10 protein-coding genes and 1 tRNA gene are annotated in these 15,243 nt (G+C 63.3%); 6 read left to right on the top strand and 5 right to left on the bottom strand.

Translation table 11 applies throughout. The features are described 5' to 3' along the window. Entirely contained in the window at positions 1-2,748 is a 2,748-nt protein-coding gene (locus ACM9ME_RS01800) for a bifunctional transaldolase/phosoglucose isomerase (protein WP_415641692.1), read from the bottom strand. Then, positions 2,745-4,808, bottom strand: a complete 2,064-nt coding sequence (gene tkt, locus ACM9ME_RS01795; protein ID WP_415641691.1) for a transketolase — start codon at positions 4,806-4,808, stop codon at positions 2,745-2,747. The genes ACM9ME_RS01800 and tkt overlap by 4 nt, the downstream gene beginning before the upstream one ends. 152 nt (positions 4,809-4,960) lie before the next feature. On the opposite strand from tkt, the gene ACM9ME_RS01790 reads away from it, so the two are divergent. Beyond that, complete coding sequence (locus ACM9ME_RS01790; RefSeq protein WP_415641690.1) at positions 4,961-6,250, top strand: glycoside hydrolase family 130 protein; 1,290 nt, start codon at positions 4,961-4,963, stop codon at positions 6,248-6,250. Here ACM9ME_RS01790 and fghA read toward each other — a convergent pair. Genes fghA through ACM9ME_RS01775 form a run of 3 tightly spaced genes read right to left on the bottom strand, consistent with a single transcriptional unit; the run spans position 6,247 to position 8,579 of the window. After that, entirely contained in the window at positions 6,247-7,074 is an 828-nt protein-coding gene (gene fghA, locus ACM9ME_RS01785; protein WP_415641689.1) for an S-formylglutathione hydrolase, read from the bottom strand. The two genes, ACM9ME_RS01790 and fghA, sit on opposite strands and share 4 nt — an antisense overlap. Continuing rightward, positions 7,074-7,448, bottom strand: a complete 375-nt coding sequence (locus tag ACM9ME_RS01780) for a VOC family protein (RefSeq protein ID WP_415641688.1) — start codon at positions 7,446-7,448, stop codon at positions 7,074-7,076. Before ACM9ME_RS01780 ends, fghA begins: the two co-directional genes overlap by 1 nt. 18 nt (positions 7,449-7,466) lie before the next feature. Further along, complete coding sequence (locus ACM9ME_RS01775; protein ID WP_415641687.1) at positions 7,467-8,579, bottom strand: S-(hydroxymethyl)glutathione dehydrogenase/class III alcohol dehydrogenase; 1,113 nt, start codon at positions 8,577-8,579, stop codon at positions 7,467-7,469. 74 nt (positions 8,580-8,653) lie between these two features. Here ACM9ME_RS01775 and ACM9ME_RS01770 point away from each other — a divergent pair, with 74 nt between their 5' ends. From ACM9ME_RS01770 to ACM9ME_RS01750, 5 genes are all read left to right on the top strand, one after another. Next, entirely contained in the window at positions 8,654-9,097 is a 444-nt protein-coding gene (locus ACM9ME_RS01770) for a type II 3-dehydroquinate dehydratase (protein WP_415641686.1), read from the top strand. Positions 9,098-9,161: 64 nt separating this feature from the next. Next, a tRNA-Cys gene (locus ACM9ME_RS01765) sits at positions 9,162-9,235 on the top strand. Positions 9,236-9,293: 58 nt separating this feature from the next. Continuing rightward, positions 9,294-12,359 (top strand): CHAT domain-containing protein, encoded by a 3,066-nt coding sequence (locus ACM9ME_RS01760; protein ID WP_415641685.1) that lies wholly within the window; start codon positions 9,294-9,296, stop codon positions 12,357-12,359. 68 nt (positions 12,360-12,427) lie between these two features. Continuing rightward, positions 12,428-14,386, top strand: a complete 1,959-nt coding sequence (locus tag ACM9ME_RS01755; RefSeq protein ID WP_415641684.1) for a CHASE2 domain-containing protein — start codon at positions 12,428-12,430, stop codon at positions 14,384-14,386. Continuing rightward, a complete protein-coding gene (locus ACM9ME_RS01750) occupies positions 14,373-15,089 on the top strand; it encodes a hypothetical protein (RefSeq protein WP_415641683.1) in 717 nt (238 codons plus the stop codon). The genes ACM9ME_RS01755 and ACM9ME_RS01750 overlap by 14 nt, the downstream gene beginning before the upstream one ends. The last annotated feature ends 154 nt before the right edge of the window (positions 15,090-15,243 follow it).

The following is a 15,243-nucleotide window of genomic DNA, read 5'->3' as shown; positions in this document are numbered from 1 at the left end:
TCAGGCGGCGGTGACGAGATCGACGAGTTGGCTGAGCGCATCCTCACGCTTCAAATGGACGATCAGGACGCGTTGCCCGCGATCGGTCAGTACCTTGGCGTCGCCCAGCGCTTGTGCCCGTTCGACCGTGCCAAAGCTGGCGCGGCGATCGGGGATCGTCAGGTCGTGCGACGGTTCGCGGGTGATGACCAGAAACGCCGCACCCTTGGGGCCGCCTTTATAGGCCTGCCCTGTCGAATGGAGGAAGCGCGGACCGAACCCAGCAACCGTGGCGCGTTTTGTCCGGTTGCGGACGGCCACGCGCATCTTCTCGATCGCGGCCTCATGCGCGGCGTCACGCTCGATGTACGCTAGGACGCCGGCATATTCGGCACCGTCGAACAGCTTGCCGAGAGCAGCGGCGTCGCCATCGTAGACGACGAGATCGCCCTGCTCACCGCCGACCGCGGGCAAATCGAGCTGGCCCGATTTCTCATAGGCATCGACCAGCTCGCGTGTTTCGATCTTGGCGGCTTCGACATCGGGCTGATCGAACGGATCGATCCCGATCACGGCGCCGGCGATCGCGATGGCGACTTCCCAGCGGACGAATTCCTGCGCGATCTGCGGGAGATCCGTGAGCGTGACGCGGATCACCGGGTGGCCCGCAGCTTGCAGTGCCGCAAGCTTGGCGTGGTCGGCATCGCCCGCGACACCGAATTGTACGAATATGCGGTCGGCGCTGTAATCGGCCGGATCACCAAGCGGCTCGAGGTCGATCGGGACGATGCCCTTGCCCAGCTTGCCGGTCGATTCCGCGGTCAATTGTTCGAGCCACGATCCGAATGGCTTCAGCGCATCGGACGTCACGATGGTCAGCTTGTTGCGTCCGGCATTGTGCGCCTCGCCTAGGATCGCGCCGAGCTGGATGCCGGGGTTCGCGGCGGGCGGCGCGTCTGGTCCGCACGACGTCGCCATCGTTCGCGCGTTGGCGATCAGGGCGGCAACGTCGACGCCGCTCGCCGCCGCCGGAACCATGCCGAACACCGACATTACCGAATAGCGCCCACCGATGCTCGGATCGCCGTGGAAGATATGCGCGTAACTATCGGACTTTGCGGTTTTTTCGAGGTTGGAACCGGGGTCGGTCACCGCGACGAAATGGGTGCCGTCCTGCCCGGCCTTGTCAAACCAATATGCCCGCAACAATTCGGGTTCGAGCGTCGAGCCGGACTTTGACGAGACGATGAACAGCGTATTCTTCGCATCGATCTCGCCCTCAACCGTGGCGATCTGCCCCGGATCGGTGGTATCGAGCACATGGAGGCGGGGCGCGCCCCTACCGCTGCCGAGGATCAAGCCGATCACTTCGGGACCGAGGCTCGAACCACCCATGCCGAGCAACACGACATCGGGATATTTGCGCGCTTCGTCGGCCAGCGTCTCGAGCGCGGCGAGATCGACCTGCTCGCCCCTGGCGGCGGCAAGCCAGCCGAGCCATTTGCCCTCGTCCTTGCCGGTCCACAGCGTGGCGTCGCCCGCCCATAAGCGGCGGCTCCATGCATCGGCCGTGGATTGCTTCAACCGCGCATCGACCGCGGTCTGGAGGTCCGCCGGCAAATGGGCCTCGAGCGTGGCGAGCTTGTTGCCGAGAAATGCCGCGCGCTTGGCCGCAACCGCGCCGTAAAGCGTGTCGGCGGCGTCGGCGAACGACTTGACGCCATCGACCACCAGTTGCGCGGTCACGCCGGCCAGGTCGAGGCCAAGGCGTTCGGCGTCGGCAATCACCTGGCGCGCTGCGTCGACCTCAGCCGTCAAGGTCTGACCGACCGTGCCGTGGTCGCGAAACGCGTCCATCGTCGCGGGCGGAATCGTATCGACGGTGTCGGGACCGATCAGCGCATCGGCGTAAAGCGTATCCGGATACGCTTTGTCCTTGACCCCGGTCGATGCCCATAACAGCCGCTGCGGCATCACGCCCTTGGCGGCTAGGTTCTGCCAGCGATCCGAAGCGATCAAGTCCTGATACCAGGCATAGGCGAGCTTTGCATTGGCGATGGCAACTTGGCCACGCAACGCTTTGAGATCGGATGCATCCTTGTCCCCCGCTGCGATACGTTCGTCGATCTTTTTGTCGATCACGCTGTCGATACGGCTGACGAAGAAACTGGCGACGCTGGCGATGCCGGTGACGGCTTCACCCCTGGCCGCGCGCGCTTCGAGCCCTTCGAGATAGGCATGCGCGACGGCTTTGTAGGCGTGGAGCGAGAAGAGCAAAGTTACATTGACGTTGATCCCGGCGGCGATCGCATCGCGGATCGCCGGCGTGCCCGGTGCAGTGCCGGGAATCTTGATCATCAAATTCGGACGATCGACCGCCGCCCACAGCTTCTTCGCTTCGAACAACGACGCTTCGGTTTCGAGCGCGAGGTACGGCGAAACTTCGAGACTGACATAGCCGTCCTTGCCTTCCAGCCGGTCATAGACCGGCCGCAAATCATCGCAGGCCGCGCGGATATCCGCGATGGCCAGGCTTTCAAACGTGTCGGCGACGCTGGCATCCGCCTTGGTCAGGAACTCACCCAATCCGGCGTCGTAGGCGTCGCCGCTGCCGATCGCTTTCTCGAAAATCGCCGGGTTCGACGTGACCCCCGTCAGACCGTCCTCGGCGATCAATTTGCGCAGCCCGCCCGCCTTGAGGAAATTGCGATCGACATTGTCGAGCCACACGGCCTGTCCGGCGGCCGCGAGATCGGCGAGTTTGCTCACTTCGAATTCTCCATCACGCGTTTCGCGACCGCGCAGACATTGTCCACGGTGAAGCCGAATTTTTCCTGCAATTTGGCGATCGGAGCAGAAGCACCGAAGGTCGACATCATCACTGTGGCGCCGTCGAGGCCGACATAACGGTCCCAGCCGAGTTCGCCCGCCTGTTCCACCGCGACGCGCGCGCGCACGGCGCGGGGGAACACGCTGTCGCGATAAGCGCGGTCCTGTTTCTCGAACAAATACCAGCTGGGCATTGAGACGATGCGGACCTTCGTGCCCTCTTCGGCGAGTTTCTCACCGGCCGCCACGACCAGCGACAATTCGCTGCCGGTGCCGATCAGGATGACATCGGGTTCACCGTCGCAATCGGACAAGATGTAGGCACCCTGTTCCAACCCTTTGGCAGAACTGTATTTCGTGCGGTCCAGCGTCGGCATTGCCTGTCGCGACAGGATCAACGCGGTCGGTTCATGCGTGTGCGTCAGCGCGACGCGCCACGCCTCGACGACCTCGTTGGCATCGCCCGGGCGAATCGTGTCGAGCCCCGGCACCGCGCGTAAGGTAGCGAGGTGCTCGATAGGCTGGTGGGTAGGGCCGTCCTCCCCCACGCCGATCGAATCGTGCGTAAAGACGAACACCACCGGCAATTCCATGATCGCGGCGAGCCGCACCGGCGGACGCATGTAATCGAGAAACACGAGGAAGGTCGCAGTGTACGAACGCAGATAGCTGAGCGCCATGCCGTTCGCGACCGAGCCCATAGCGTGTTCGCGCACGCCGAAATGCATGTTGCGGCCGGCATAATTGTCGGCTTCGAACGATCCGGCTTTATCGCCCTTCACGTCGGTCTTGGTGGAGGGTGACAAGTCCGCCGCGCCGCCGATCAGCATCGGCAATTTCGCGGCGATGGCGTTGATAACCTTGCCCGACGAATCGCGTGTCGCCAGCCCCTTGGGATCGGCGTCGAAGCTCGGCAAATCGGCTTCCCAACCCGCGGGCAATTTGCCCTGACGCATCCCGTCGAAGGCTTCGGCAAGCGACGCGTCCTTTGCGCGCAGGTCGGCGAACTTGGCTTCCCATGCCTCGCGCAGCGGTTTGCCGCGCGCAGACACAGCATCGTGAAATCCCGCCATCACACCGTCGGGGACGAGGAACGACTGATCCTCAGGCCAGCCATAAGCCTGTTTGGTCAGGCGGATATTCTCCTCGCCGAGCGGTTCGCCATGCGCTTTCTCGCTGCCGGCGCGGGGGGAACCGTAGCCGATGACCGAATGAACGACGATGAAGGTCGGCTTGTCATTGCATGCCTTGAATTTGACGATCGCCGCGTCGATCGCGTCGGTGTCGTTGGCGTCGTCGACGTGGATGACTTGCCAACCATAGGCTTCGAAACGCTTGCCGACATCTTCGTCGAATGCGAGGTCGGTCGAGCCTTCGATCGATATGTGATTGCTGTCGTAAAGCCAGCACAGGTTCGACAATTTGAGATGCCCGGCGAGCGATGCCGCTTCGGCCGAAATCCCCTCCATCATATCGCCGTCGCCGCACAGCACGTAGATGTCGTAATCGAAAAGATCTTGCCCGAACCGCGCCGCGAGCGAGCGCTCCGCAATCGCCATGCCGACCGAATTGCCGCAGCCCTGGCCCAGCGGACCCGTCGTCGTCTCGACGCCCGTGGTCATACGATATTCGGGATGCCCCGGCGTTTTCGAATCCAGCTGACGAAACGCCTTGATGTCGTCGATCGAGATAGCGGGCTTGCCGGTCTCTTTCCCGTCCGCATCGACCTCCACCACGCCGGCAAGGTGCAGCACCGAATAGAGCAGCATCGACGCATGGCCGACCGACAGTACGAAACGGTCGCGATTGGGCCAGTCGGGTTTGGCCGGATCATACCGCAAATGCTTGGTCCAGATCGTCCACGCGACCGGCGCGAGCGCCATCGGTGTTCCGGGATGCCCGGAATTCGCCGCCTGCACCGCATCCATCGACAGTGTGCGGATGGTGTCGATCTGGAGTCGTTCAGGCGACCCGTCTTCGTGGATGTTCGTATCGGTCATGCTGGAGCTTTCATCCGGAGTCGTTTCGGCCATAGCCCCCATCGCGCCGACAGTGACGCACGTCCAGCCGCTCAACGCCCGATCTTTGCTTAGGATGCGACGGAAAGTGTGGATGATGCGTTCGGGGCGAACATCCATCGATCGGGGGATACATGTCGAACGACAATTTGCTGAAGCACAGCGATGTGATGTTGAAGCCCGATCCATCGCGGACGGTGGTGCGGCCGTTCGATCCGGAATATCCGCAAGCCTATTCGACCGGCGAAAATTCGCGCCGGCGAGTCATCATCGACCGCATCCTGTCGCTCGACGATGCCGGTGTCGAACGCGAACTGGGTGGGACGCTCGAGGCGATTGATGCGCGGCACCGTGGTGTCGATGCATTATTGTTGCGCCGATTTGCCGATGTGTCTGGCGACATAGGTACGGTGGCAATCGACGAGAACCGAAAGCGCTTGATCGGCGCCTATTTCTCAGCGGAGTTTTCATTCGAGTCCGCGGCACTGTTCAATCCCAGCGCCGTCATCCACCCTCATCAGGCGGGTATTGGCGAAGGTGACACGCGGTTCATCATGTCGCTGCGCGGGATCGGTGAAGGCCATGTTTCGTCGGTCGCGCTGCGTTCCGGTGTTTGGCATGCGGATGGCACGATCGAGATTTATGAGGCCAGCCAGACGGCCGTCCCGCCGATCATCAAGCAGACCGATGGCAATCCGGTGGTCGAGCTCGATTGCAGCCAGAGCGAGCATCTGTCCGAGACCGTGTTGTTTCCGACCCTGCCCAGCCAGCGTCAGGGCATCGAGGACATGCGGCTGTGCCGTTTCGTGGAGGATGACGGGGCGGTCACGTATTACGGCACGTATACGGCCTATGACGGGCGCACCGCGCGGTCCGAATTGCTCACGACTAAAGATTTCTGGAATTTGACGATGCGCCCGCTGACCGGGGCCATGGCGGAGGCCAAGGGCATGGCGCTGTTCCCGCGGCGGATCGGAGGCAAATTTGCAATGCTGGGGCGGCAGGACAGCGAAAATCTGTGGTTTCAAACCTCCGACGATCTGTTTCACTGGGACGATGGGCAAAAGATACTAGTGCCGCATTACTCGTGGGAATTCGTCCAGATCGGCAATTGCGGCCCGCCAATCGAAATCGACGAGGGCTGGCTAGTCATCACCCACGGCGTCGGCACGGTGCGTAACTATTGTCTCGGCGCAGCCTTGCTCGACAAAGACGACCCGTCAAAGGTCATTGCGCGCACGCCACTGCCGATCCTGGAGCCAAGTCCCAAAGAGCGCGACGGCTATGTGCCGAACGTCGTTTATAGCTGCGGATCGATTGCGCGTGGGCGCGAGCTGTTGCTGCCGTTCGGCGTCGCGGACAGTTTTACCGGTATCGCGACCTGCTCGATCGACGAACTGCTGGCCGCGATGGAGCGGGTCTAACCCAGTCGTTCGGCGTGCCAACGGACGTGGTCGGCCATGAAGGTGGAGACGAAATAATAGCTGTGGTCGTAACCCGGCTGCATCCGCAGCGTCAGGTCGATCCCCGCATCGGCGCAGGCTTCTGCAAGAAGTTCGGGACGTAGTTGCCCGGCGAGGAATTGATCGTCCGCACCTTGATCGACGAGAATTGCCGACAGGCGCGCACCATCCTCGATCAGCGCGACGGCGTCATGGAGTCGCCAGGCCGCTTCGTCGTTGCCGAGATATCCGCCCAACGCTTTTAGTCCCCACGGCACCTGTGACGGTGCGACGATGGGCGCGAATGCGCTGACCGAGCGATAGCGGCTGGAATGCGTCAGCCCGATGGTCAACGCACCATGCCCGCCCATCGAATGACCGGTGATCCCTTGCCGCGCCGCATCGACCGCGAAATTGGCCGCAATCAGCGCGGGCAGTTCTTCAGTGACATAGGACCACATGCGGTAATTCGCCGCGAACGGTTCTTCGGTCGCATCGACATAAAAGCCCGCCCCCAGCCCGAAATCATACGCCCCATCCGGATCGTCGGGCACGCCCTCCCCGCGCGGACTCGTGTCCGGCGCGACGAAGGTAATCCCAGTTTCAGCGCACACGGCGCGAAACTCGCCCTTGTCAGTGACATTCGCGTGCGTGCAGGTCAGCCCCGACAGATACCAGAGAATTGCCCCGCTCGGTTTGGGCGGAACGTAAACCGAGAAGGTCATGTCCGTGCCCGTGGCGGCGGAGGCATGGCGATAGACGCCCTGCACGCCACCGTGGGCGCAATTCTCCGATACTGTTTCCATCAGACTCGCTGAAGCGCGCAGAGCTTGTTGCCGTCGGGATCGCGGAGATAGGCAAGATACAGCTTCATGCCGCCGCCCTCGCGCACGCCCGGCGGATCCTCGATCGCGGTGCCGCCGGCCTTGACGCCTGCGTCGTGCCAGGCGTCGGCCTGTTCCTTGGTCATGGCGAAGCCAATGGTCGAGCCATTGCCATGCGTAGCGGGCTCACCGTTGATCGGCGGAGTGACCAGAAACATGGCGTTATTGTGCATGTACATCAGGCGACCCTTGTCGTCCTTCATACCGGCTTTGCCGCCCATGGCTTCGAATGTGGCGTCGTAGAATTTCTTCGACCTATCGATGTCGTTCGAACCGACCATCATGTGACTATACATTTTCTCTCTCCTTTTGCCTCAGTAAACCACGACGCTGCGGATGCTTTCGCCCGCGTGCATCAGGTCGAACCCCTTGTTGATCTCGTCGAGTGACAGGACGTGGGTGATCATCGGGTCGATTTCGATCTTGCCGTTCATATACCAGTCGACGATCTTGGGCACGTCGGTGCGCCCCTTGGCGCCGCCGAACGCGGTGCCGCGCCAGTTGCGACCGGTGACCAGCTGGAACGGCCGTGTGCTGATCTCCCTGCCCGCTTCGGCCACACCGATGATGATCGAGGTGCCCCAGCCACGATGGCTCGCCTCGAGTGCGGTGCGCATCACGTCGGTATTGCCGGTCGCATCGAAGGTATAATCCGCACCGCCATCGGTCAGCGCGACGACTTTGGCGACCGTCTCCTCGCGACTCAGCCCTTTGGAATTGAGGAAGTGCGTCATGCCGAAGCGACGACCCCAGTCCTCGCGGTCGGGATTGATGTCGACACCGACGATGACGCTGGCACCGGCCAGCCTGGCGCCCTGAATGACGTTGAGCCCGATGCCGCCAAGGCCGAAGACGACGACGTTCTCACCCACTTGCACCTTGGCCGTGTTGACCACTGCGCCGACGCCCGTGGTCACGCCGCAGCCGACATAACAGGCGCTGTTGAACGGTGCGTCCTCGCGGATTTTTGCAACCGCGATCTCAGGCAGCACGGTGAAGTTCGAAAACGTCGAGCAACCCATGTAGTGGAAGATGCTCTGGCCCTTGTAGCTGAACCGCGTCGTGCCGTCGGGCATCAGCCCCTTCCCCTGCGTCGCGCGGATCGCGGTGCAGAGGTTGGTCTTGCCGCTGAGACACGACTTACACTGACGGCATTCCGGTGTGTAAAGCGGAATGACGTGATCGCCCGGCTTCACGCTGGTCACGCCCGCGCCGACTTCGCGGACGATCCCGGCACCTTCATGGCCAAGCACGCTGGGGAACAGCCCCTCGCTGTCCAGCCCGTCGAGCGTGTAGGCATCGGTGTGACAAATGCCTGTCGCCATGATCTCGACCAGCACCTCGCCCGCCTTCGGGCCTTCCAGATCGAGTTCGACGATCTCTAGCGGCTTCTTCGGCTCGAACGCGACGGCGGCACGGGTCTTCACGAAAGCTGTCTCCTTTGCAGCGTGGAGTCGTTCCGCTAACGAACGTGCAAAGGCAAGGGGGCTGATGCGACCACATGACCAAGACGGTTCACATCCTCAATGGCCCGAACCTCAATCTGCTGGGCGAGCGAGAGCCCGAAATTTATGGCCGCACTACGCTCGCGGATATCGAAACCTTGTGCCGGGCCGAAGCCGACGCGCACGGGTTGGAGGTCGTGTTCCGCCAGACCAATGCCGAACATGAAATGGTCGAATTGATCCAGGCCGCGCGAAAAGGCGCTGCCGGCATCGTCATCAATCCAGCCGCGTTCAGTTACGCCGCTTTTCCCGTGCTTGACGCGCTGAAGGCGGTGGATTGCCCGGTGATCGAGGTGCATTTGTCGAACATCCATCGCCGCGATGAGGCATGGCGCGCCAAATCGATCATGACGGCCGTGTCCACCGGAATCATCTCGGGTCTCGGGGCGCAGGGCTATGCGCTCGCGGTGCGGCACATCGGGACACTGGCCCGCGGCTAAGTCCTTCGCGGCATTGCCAAGCGCGCCCACGCTGGCTAGGCGGCGCGACGATCCACGCATCGCGGGCCCGATGGCGGAGTGGTTACGCAGAGGACTGCAAATCCTTGCACGCCGGTTCGATTCCGGCTCGGGCCTCCATACTGGCAACGGGCGCGCCAGCCGTTAGACTGCCGATGATTCGGCTTGGGGAGGCCATATGCGCGCTGCACTTATTATCGCGACAAGCCTGATCGTAGTGAGCGCGCCCGCGAGCGCGCAATCGGTGCGTCCCAGCCTCGCCGACAGCTTTCGCCTCGGCACCGGCGGCGGCGTGCTGTGCCAGGTTCAATCGCGAGTCCGCGACGCCGCAACGACGGGCATGTTCGATCGCACCTGGTCGATCGTCTGCCGCGATGCCGCACGCGCGGTCGGACAGGTTCGCGCGCTGCGCGTCTCTCCGGGCGATGCAGCCCAGCGGTTGGCCGCGGTGCGCGCGCAGGATGTCGAATGCGGCGGACAAACGATGGACGTCGATGTCGCCGATCTGGGCAAACTGCCCGTCCTGCAATGCCGGTTGAAAGGCGCGAACGTCGCCTATCATGTCTATCAATACCATCGCGGGCGGATCACCTATGTCGCCGAAGGGCTCGGCGGATATGACAGCGCGCTTGAGCTCGCGCTGCGCACCGTGGTCGCCGACCGTCCGGTCGCGGGAAAGGTCACGGTCGCCACGACCAACGTCATCGATCCGGTCGCTTTTGCGCGGGTTCAGGCGGGCACGCTCGATCCCGAACAAGCGCTTGCGGAGGGTTATCGCCGGAACAACAGCGGCAATTATGCCGAGGCGGCGGAGTTTTTCGACACGCTGCAGTCGCGCGTTGCCGATGATGATGCTGGCGGAAAGTCGGCCGAATATCTGATCAATCGCGCGCTGCAGAAATCTAATCTGGGCGATTTCGGCGAGGCCGACGAACTGTTCGCGCAAGCTCGCAAGGTCGCGAGCAACGACCGGGTGCAGAGCCGGTTGCGGCGCAATTTCGAAGCGATTCACCTGCTCAACCAACGGCGTTTCGATGGCGCTTTGTTGCGCCTGAACCAGCCGGTTGCGCCGATCGGCGCCCCGACCGAGTTTACGTCGAGCGCGATCGAGATCGGCGCTCAGGTGGCGGCCGAGATCAATTCCGGCATTCCGGTGGCCCAGCGTCTGGGGGCGAGCGAATCGTCGCAATTGTCGGCCGATGAACGCGCGCGCATCCTCGATGCACAGGCACGGCAGATTCGCGGCACGGCGCTGCGCCTGAAAGGCGACTATGCCGGCGCCCGCACAGAATTGGCGGGAGCCGAGCGCGAAGCCGTGGCGGTCCGTGGCGGTCGCGTCGTCTCGATCACCCGATTGCGCGCGCAGATCGCATCCGACGAAGGGTTGGTCGACGAAGCGACGGGCGACGTCAGTGGTGGCGAAGCCAAGCTGCGCACCGCGCTGGCGTTGCTCGAAACACGCTATCCCGAAACGGCGGCCGTCAATGGCGCCAAGGCGCGGCTCGCGGCCTATCTCGCGCGCCACGGCAAGCGCGAAGAGGCGCTGACGATGTATGCGCAGGTCGTGCAGGCTTCGGCGACGACGCGCAATTCGGTTACCGGCCTCGGTAATCTGCTCAATCCATATCTCGGTCTGTTGATCGACGACATGGCTGCGCGACCGGCGCTGGCGGGTGATTTCTTTATGGCGACGCAAGCGCTGGTGCGCCCAGGCGTCGCCGATACGCAGGCGATCCTCGCGCGCGAGCTCAGCGAAGGCGCGGGCGAAGGATCGCGCCTGTTCCGTCAGGCGCGCACGCTGGAACGCGATATCGAGCGTACCCGCGTCGAACTCGCCACGCTTGTCGCGCTGCCCCAGCGCGATGCTGCGACCGGTGCGGCGATCGCCACGCTGGAACGCGACCTCAAGACCTTCACCGACCAACAGACTGCGACGCAGGCCGAACTCGGCGCGTTTCCGCAATATCGCGCGCTCGATTCGTCCGTGCTGACGCTTCCCGCTCTGCAGACCGCGCTGAAGCCGGGTGAAGCCTATGTCAAAATGCTGATCGCGGGTGGCAACGCCTATGCGCTGGGCGTAACCGTGAATGGTGCGCGCGCGTGGCGCATCGGCATGTCGCCGGACCAACTCGACACCGCCGTCGATGAACTCCGCTCGACCATCGTCGTCGAGGAAAATGGGCAGCTCAACACCTACCCGTTCGACGTCGCGGCCAGCCGCAAGCTGTTTGTAGCGTTGTTCGGACCCTATGCGGACGAACTGGCGACCGCGAAACACATCATCTTCGAACCCGATGGCGCGATGCTGCGCCTCCCGATCAACCTGCTGGTCGCCGACGACGCGAGCGTGGCGGCATATAAGGCGCGGACGGCGCGGCCCAATGCCGACGAGTTCGATTTTACCGGGATCAAATGGCTCGGGCGCTCGGCTTCGGTTAGCACGGCCGTGTCGGCGCGGTCGTTCCGCGATGCGCGCGGTGCACCGGCCTCGACCGCGCAGAAACAATACCTCGGCTTCGGAAATAATGCCCCGCTGACCGCCAATGTCACCCGCGCCTCGACGCGCGGGCTGAGTGGCGTGGGCGCCGTCGATTGCAACTGGCCCAAGGCCGAATGGGACAAGCCGATCAGCGCCGACGAATTGCATCAGGCGGCGATGATCGTCGGCGCGAGCCAGTCCGCAGTCGTCACCGGCGCGGATTTCACCGACCAGGCGGTGATGACGCGGCCCGACCTGGCCAATTATCGGATCCTGCATTTCGCGACGCACGGGCTGGTGACGGCACCGCGTCCCGAATGCCCGGCGCGCCCTGCCCTGCTGACCAGTTTCGGCGCTGCGGGATCGGACGGGCTGCTATCTTTCCGCGAGATTTATGACCTCAAGATCGACGCCGACCTCGTCATCCTTTCCGCGTGCGATACGGCGGGCAAGGCAACCATCGCCGCGACGCGCGAAGCAGGCGTGACGACGGGTGGCGGCAATGCGCTCGACGGGCTGGTCCGCGCGTTCATCGGAGCGGGCGGTCGCGCCGTGATCGCCAGCCACTGGCCCGCCCCGGACGATTTCAACGCGACCAAACGCCTGATCACCGGCCTGTTCGAAGGCAAGGGCGACACCGTCGGCGATGCGTTGCGTCAAGCCGAGGTCAAGCTGATGGACGATCCGCAGACCAGCCATCCCTATTACTGGTCGGGCTTTGCGATCGTCGGCGACGGCAGCCGAACGCTCCTCGCCGGACGTTGAATGCCTTTTCGACACGGCTGAGCCAAACCACGCGGTCGCTCGGCTGGTTGCGGAGCGGTGCGACGGGGATGCTGTTGATCGCGTCACTGTTGTTTGCGCGGTACAGCTGGGAAATCCCCCTCGCCGTAACTGCAGAGCGATCGCTGTACGATCTGCGCGCCGTCGCCACCGCGCCCCGCGTGGCTCAGGACCCGCGTATCGTCCTTGTGACCTACACCGACGAGACGCTCGCTGCGACTGCCAAACGGTCACCACTCGATCGCGCAATCCTTGCCAAGGCTTTGACCGCGCTCGACGGGATGGGCGCGAAGTCGATCGGGATCGATATTCTGATCGACCAGGCACAGCCTGAGGACCAGCAACTGATCGATGCCTTTCGCGCCATGAAGACGCCGACCTACCTCGCGTTCGCCTCTCACAATACCAACAACGCCAATATGCGCGACTGGCAGGAGCAATTTCTGTCGAATTTCCAGCGCTCTATCGCCGGCGGAGCGGTCCATCCGGCGAGCGTCTTCTTTCTTCCCGATCTCGACGGCACGATGCGCAGTTGGCCCGAACAGCCGCGCAGCCTGCCTCCATTGCTTTCTAATGCGATGACGGGCGCCCCGGAAAGCCTGCGCAATTATAACCGGGCAATCGCTTACCGGCTGGCGCAGGACGCATCGCGACCGGTGTTTACCAAGCTGCCGATCGACCTGCTCGCCAATCCGGACGTTGCGATGGCGTTAAAGGATCAGATTGCCGGTCGCTACGTCCTGATCGGCGGCGACATTATCGACACCGACCAATTTGCGACACCGATGACTTGGTACATCGACAAGGCGACCGACTCGAACGGTGTCCCGCTCGAGGATCGCCCGCGCAACGGCCAGACGATCGGGCTCGAGGTCCACGCGCATATGTTGGCGCAGTTGCTCGACGGGCGTTGGAAACAGGCGATGCCCGATACGGCAATCTGGGCCTGCGCCTTGCTGGTTGTGCTTGCAGGCGCACTCACTGCGTTGAGCGGGTTGCCGGTCTGGGGGGTCGCGTTGTTCGTGTTGGCGCAAGGTGCACTCTTCGCTTCCTTGCCTGTGGGTGCCGAAATGATCGGGCTGGACACCCAGACCCTGCCGCAATTCGGTTGGGGCGTCGGTTGGGTGATCGCGTTCCTCGCGGCCGGATCGGCGGCGCGAGCCTTGAGCGGTGAACAACGGCGTTTCGCCCAATCGGCGTTGGGTAAATACCTTCCGCGCGATATTGCCGCCGAGATCCTGCGCAACCCCGACAGTTTGAGCCTGACCGGCGAAAAGCGCCCGATCTACGTGGTCTTCACCGACCTGGAGGGTTTTACCAAGTTGAGCCACGCGATCGAACCAGAGATGGTCGCGACGCTGCTCAACCGCTATCTCGACATGTTGTCGGACGTGGTGCTGGGGCAAGGCGGGACGATCGACAAGTTCGTCGGCGACGCCGTGGTCGCGTTCTGGGGCGCGCCGATTGCGCGCGAAGACGATGGCGCGCGCGCGGTGGCGGCCGCTTTGGCGATGCACGAAGCGGGCGAACGCTTTCGCGCCGAGGCACCCGAGGGCGTGCCGGCGATCGGCAAGACCCGCGTCGGCATTCATTATGGCGAAGCGATCGTCGGCAATTTTGGCGGCGAAGGTCGCATCCAGTATACGGCGCTGGGCGATGCCATGAACACCGCCGCGCGACTCGAATCGGCGAACAAGCAGACCAAGACCAATGTCCTCGCGTCCGGCGAGCTCGTCGCACGGGCGGGGGTACCGATTTTCCGTCCCCTTGGGCGGGTGGTGCTGCGCGGCCGGGCGACGCCGATCTCGATTTGGGAGCCGGTCCCTAACCTGTTGGCGGAAAAGCGGACAGCCTTTGCGCACAAGGTCGATGCTGCGGTTCGGGGTGACGCGACGGCGCGCGCTGACCTAGAACGAGACTCGATTAACCATCCAGATGATGCCCCGCTGCGTAACTTGGTGTATCGTCTCGAACATGAGGCCGAGGGAGGCTATTTTGTCCTTGATTAAATCTGCATCGAAACTTGCCGCGCTTGCCGCGGGTATGATTGCCACCGGCGCGCTCGCCGGCACCATCGTCGTCCGCGCCAGCGGACCGTCCGCCACCATGTATCCGCCGGGAAAAGCGATCACCGCCGCGGCGATCACGCTGAAGCCGGGTGACACCCTGGTTCTGCTCGACGCGAAGGGCACGCACACTCTGTCCGGCGCAGGGGTTCACGCGATTGCCGGGGGCACAGCGTCGGTGGCACCTTCGGCATTGGGTGCATTGATCCGCTCCAGCGGCGCGCGTCAGGTGCGCACCGGAGCCGTACGCGGCGCACTGACCGGTCCAGCCAAATCGCCGAATCTATGGTATGTCGATGCCAGCCGTGGTGGCACCATGTGCGTCACGGATCCCGCTGCGACCAATGTGTGGCGTCCAGACATGACGAGCGCCGCCAGCTATTCGATCTGGAGCGGCGGCAAGAACGTGCCGCTCGATTTTGCCGCCGGACAGAGCGTTCGGCCCTGGCCCGCGCAGTTGCCGCTGACCGCAGGTGCCCGTTATCGCCTGGCAGCACCAAACGGCGCGCCGGTCGAGATCGTGGTGCAGCCGATCGGCAACGCTGGTGATTCGGCGGACGCCGTTGGTGCCGCGCTGATCGCAAAGGGGTGTACGCGCCAGCTGGACCAGTTGGTTGAGGCTGGGCAAGCTACGCCTACCGGGTAACTAAGCGTTTGAGATGAAATGGCTTAGCGGTTAAGCCAGATCGGTCGGCCGCGCCCGCGACTCGCAAGAACGAGCGCGTTAGTGGTGACGTTGGCGTTGGTCGCGCCGTCGGCGTCAGACATGGCTCTGTTGGTAAAGAGCCCATGGGGGAAGC

Origin of the sequence: Sphingomonas antarctica (assembly GCF_965137005.1) — a bacterium.
Lineage (GTDB): Bacteria > Pseudomonadota > Alphaproteobacteria > Sphingomonadales > Sphingomonadaceae > Sphingomonas_O > Sphingomonas_O antarctica.
Note: the sequence above shows the minus strand (reverse complement) of the source record. Positions and strands in the feature narration are given on the sequence as shown.